General features: G+C 63.8%; 1 protein-coding gene. It reads left to right on the plus strand.

The genetic code is table 11. The features are described 5' to 3' along the window. On the plus strand, positions 1-207 hold a 207-nt coding region (locus AF337_RS12435), incomplete at both ends, for a hypothetical protein (RefSeq protein ID WP_152971032.1).

Genomic DNA, 207 nt, shown 5'->3' on the forward strand with positions numbered 1-207 from the left:
GATGCAGAGATTGCCAAGCTTCCGGCCAGTCTCGCAAATGCCTTCGTTCCCAATCTGGCGGCCGGCGGCACGATATCCGGCACTGCGTCCGCCTCAGGGACACTCGCCGCACCGAAAGCCGACTTCAAGCTCGACTGGACGGATGCTGCGACCAGCCAGACCAGAAGCGCTCATCTCTCGGGCCTCGCGCTCACCACATCCGGACAC

This window comes from Rhizobium ecuadorense, from assembly GCF_001187535.1.
Lineage (GTDB): Bacteria > Pseudomonadota > Alphaproteobacteria > Rhizobiales > Rhizobiaceae > Rhizobium > Rhizobium ecuadorense.